The 3668-nt window shown below is 47.3% G+C and carries 4 protein-coding genes; 3 read left to right on the top strand and 1 reads right to left on the bottom strand.

Annotated elements, in window-relative coordinates; genetic code table 11:
* Nucleotides 1-682: hypothetical protein (locus H6S82_RS23735; RefSeq protein ID WP_191056807.1), on the bottom strand; the 682-nt coding region annotated here is incomplete at its 3' end.
* Between the two features lie 610 nt (nt 683-1292).
* On the opposite strand from H6S82_RS23735, the gene H6S82_RS23740 reads away from it, so the two are divergent.
* The 3 genes from H6S82_RS23740 to H6S82_RS33060 form a co-directional block, all read left to right on the top strand.
* Complete coding sequence (locus H6S82_RS23740; protein WP_190461558.1) at nt 1293-2129, top strand: photosystem II manganese-stabilizing polypeptide; 837 nt, start codon at nt 1293-1295, stop codon at nt 2127-2129.
* A gap of 415 nt (nt 2130-2544) precedes the next feature.
* Entirely contained in the window at nt 2545-3321 is a 777-nt protein-coding gene (locus H6S82_RS23745; RefSeq protein ID WP_190461560.1) for an RNA polymerase sigma factor SigF, read from the top strand.
* Between the two features lie 131 nt (nt 3322-3452).
* A partial coding sequence (locus H6S82_RS33060; protein ID WP_206756888.1) for a hypothetical protein occupies nt 3453-3668 on the top strand: 216 nt, incomplete at its 3' end.

Consider the following 3668-nt stretch of genomic DNA (forward strand, 5'->3'; position numbering starts at 1 on the left):
GATATTTAATTGTTCCTCTGCCATGAGGTCGCCCACCGCGAACTTCTCCCCGATAGCTGCCTCCCTTTGCGTCTGTGCAAGTTCCTCTACCATCGAGATCGCTGTTGAAGAACTCTCCTTGACAGCGCGTACCATCCTTAGATACGTACAATCCCAGTCCATTAGGTTGGCCTAAAATGAACTGTCCCTGATAGCGATCGCCACTCGTATAGGTGATTGTCCCTCTACCGTGAAACTGACCGTCCCGGAACTGTCCATCGTAGCGAGTGCCATCAGAGAATACAAATGCCCCGCTACCATTAGGCTTTCCGTTGCGGAACTGTCCCTGGTAGCGGTTATCGTTACTGTAGATGAATTCTCCCCTTCCATTCGGCTGGCCATTGAGGAACTGTCCCTGGTAGCGGTCTCCATTACCGAAAACAAACACCCCTATGCCATTCGGCACACCATTGCGAAACTCTCCTCTGTAGGTATCTTTGTCAGTTCCAGTCCCACCGTATACGCATACCCCTCTACCGTTGAGAGTCAGAGAATTAGGTTGAAACGAGCCTTGACAGTAGGTGCCATCTGCAAATGTTACCACCTGTCCCTGTGATGGGAGCGGATGAATAATGTTAGCGCCAATTTCTAAACAAGATGCGGTTAATACTATAATTCCTATTTTCTGAATTGAGCCAAACATGGGTCAACTGTCTCCTATTTATGCCTGCATCTCACTGTTTGAACAGGCCACTTACTCATTTGCTTATGTCTCAATTATTAGCTAAAAGTTTTTTCTTACCCTTACTTAGCATAAAAATCTTTTTTGGAGCAATTGGCCCAAAAATAAGAGCCACTCAGCCAACCTTAACAAAAATAAATTTATCTTAAAATAAATTAATTTAAACAGAGTTTCCTTAAGCTCAAGACTTATGCAGCAAGCATCTGAGGTCGATCGCCAAACACAGTCCGAGGCTGCAAGCTTTGTCAGGAGCCCTGTCTGAGCCGCCCAGACCGTTACATCTGCGTTCCCAGATGCAAATGCCTAAGTCCTCAAGCCGTAGGATGAAGCGCATTTTTCTGTAAAATGCTCTATGAGATTTAGCCGAGCCAATATAAAGATCTATGAATTCAGCCTAAACTAGGCAGCAGTTCAACAGGTTGATATTTACGAATCGTGCTTCTCCCCACTCGCGGTATTGAAGCCACCGCTTTCCAAGACCGGAGTCAATGCGCCCGATTCTTTATGGCAGTGGCAGTGATTTTGGCATTCGAGATTAAGTAGAGACTGAGGTTAGGTATTGAGGTTGACCATGAGATTTCGCGGTTTAATCGTTGCATTCCTGGCATTGTGCTTGTGCGTGCTAACTGCTTGCAGTGAAGGTTCGGCAACTGCTACCAGCACCGAGCAATTGACTTACGACGATATCAGGGGTACAGGTCTGGCAAATAACTGTCCGCAGTTACAAGAAACGACTCGCGGTGCCATTCCCCTTAATGCCGGTGAGTCTTATGTAATTAAAAATCTGTGCTTACAACCGACAACTTTCTTCGTGAAGGAAGAGCCCGCCAACAAACGGCAAGAAGCTGAATTTGTTCCTGGCAAGTTGTTGACGCGGTACACATCCAGCATTGACCAAGTACAGGGGCCACTGAAAGTAAATGAGGATGGTAGCCTGACTTTTTATGAAAAGGACGGTTTAGACTTCCAAGCCATCACGGTACAACTGCCAGGAGGCGAAAGAGTACCTTTCCTGTTTACGATCAAAAGCTTAGTAGCCACAACCCAGCCGGGTGCGGAAAGTATTAATACCTCCACGGATTTTGAAGGTGAATTTAGAGTTCCCTCCTATCGCGGTGCGACCTTCCTAGACCCGAAAGGTCGCGGCACGGCGACTGGGTATGACAACGCAGTCGCTCTCCCAGCCTCAAGCGATGCTGAAGAGCTGACTCGTACCAACGTTAAGCGTACTGAAGTCAAAAAGGGTAGAATTTCCTTGCAAGTAGCGAAGGTAGATAGCGCTACGGGTGAAATTGCTGGCACTTTTGAGAGCGAACAGCCCTCAGACACTGATTTGGGAGCCGCCGAAGCCAAGGAAGTGAAGATTCGCGGTCTGTTTTACGCTCGTCTGGAACAGTCGCCGGCGTAAATTCACACATCAAGCCCCAATATTTTAAAGGGTCTTGACGATCCGATCGCAAAAAAAGGGCGCATTGCGCCCTTTTTTTCCCTACTCCAGTTTGTTGTCGGTCAAAACACAGCCAAAAATTTCAGTAGAAATGAGGTTGTATGCTTGGGTTAAATATCACTACTCTGTAAAGAGTGACTTCAGCATCGCGGCAAAACAGGTAGCCGCTTAAAGCTATCAGTAACTCCAAAACAAAATATATTTGGGGCTTTATTTGGTTAAGCTTTATGTTCGGGTTGCCTGTGGCTAGTTCTAGGCCATGCAAGAGGCGATCTCACCGCTTAGCCGATCGCAGATCACAGCTTCTTCACTGCCAAGTAAGTAAGACTGAGTTGGGCGTATCCTGGCTTCTTGTATCTACCCCACGAACTCCACCATGTCTACGACTCTATCTCATAGTTTGAAAAATGATAGCTTGCAGCTGTTGCGAGAATACCAAAAATCGCGATCGGCTGCTGTCCGCAACGAGTTGGTCAAACTGAATTTCGGATTGGTCAGAAAAGAAGCGCATTACTGGAGCAATCAATGCTCGGAAAGCTACGAAGACTTGCTCCAAGTGGGCTGCTTGGGTTTAATCCGAGCTATTGAACGGTTTGAAATCTGCAAAGGTCATGCCTTTAGCTCTTTCGCCCTTCCCTATATTCGAGGTGAGATTCAACACTATTTACGCGATAGAGGCTCATCTGTTCGCATTCCGCGACGCTGGCTGACGCTGCAACGGCAGGCTCAAACAGTAACGCGGGAACTCCAAGAGGATCTCCATCGGCAGCCAACCGATGCGGAAGTGGCAGCAGCGCTGGGAATTTCCGCACCAGAATGGCAGGAAATTAAATTGGCTTGTCAAAATCGTGCGCCTCTGAGTCTGGATACACCGATGGGAGATGAGGAAGAGGGTTCCACTTGTCTGGGAGAACTCGTTCCCGATCCTCGCTATCGCAGTTTTCAGTTAGCGCAAGAAGACCAGATTCGCCTGCAACAAGCTCTGGTTCAACTGGAAAAACGCACGCGAGAAATATTAGAATTTGTTTTCCTACAGGATTTAACTCAAAAAGAAGTTGCAGAACGCTTGGATATCAGCGTGGTAACAGTGTCCCGTCGTGTCAAAAAGGGGCTGGACTCGCTCAAGCAGTTGATGGGAGGAAGCAACGACTGAAGTCAAGTTCTTTCCATCAAGTCGATCGTACTTACTCGGTGGCAGCGACATTTTCTAGGAGTCAAAGTTAAGAGCAGTAGGTATTTTCCCATAACGGAAATAACCTACCACTCGGAAATACTTGCAAGTTTTTGATAACAAAACTCTTAACTCCAGCTGTACTTTTAAGATATAAATGTACCAGGCACGCGCTTTGTGTCCGGCGATCGGATGAGCCGGCCTTTTTGGCAGATGCAGGTAAAGCTTTTGGGAGACTGGCAATGCGTCAAGTTTCGTTCCTTACCTTTGTAGCGACGCTGGCTCTTTTGACGGGCGGATGTAATTTTTTTGGTGGCGGAGGTGGTGAA

The organism is Planktothrix sp. FACHB-1355 (genome assembly GCF_014748295.1).
GTDB lineage: Bacteria > Cyanobacteriota > Cyanobacteriia > Cyanobacteriales > Aerosakkonemataceae > Aerosakkonema > Aerosakkonema funiforme_A.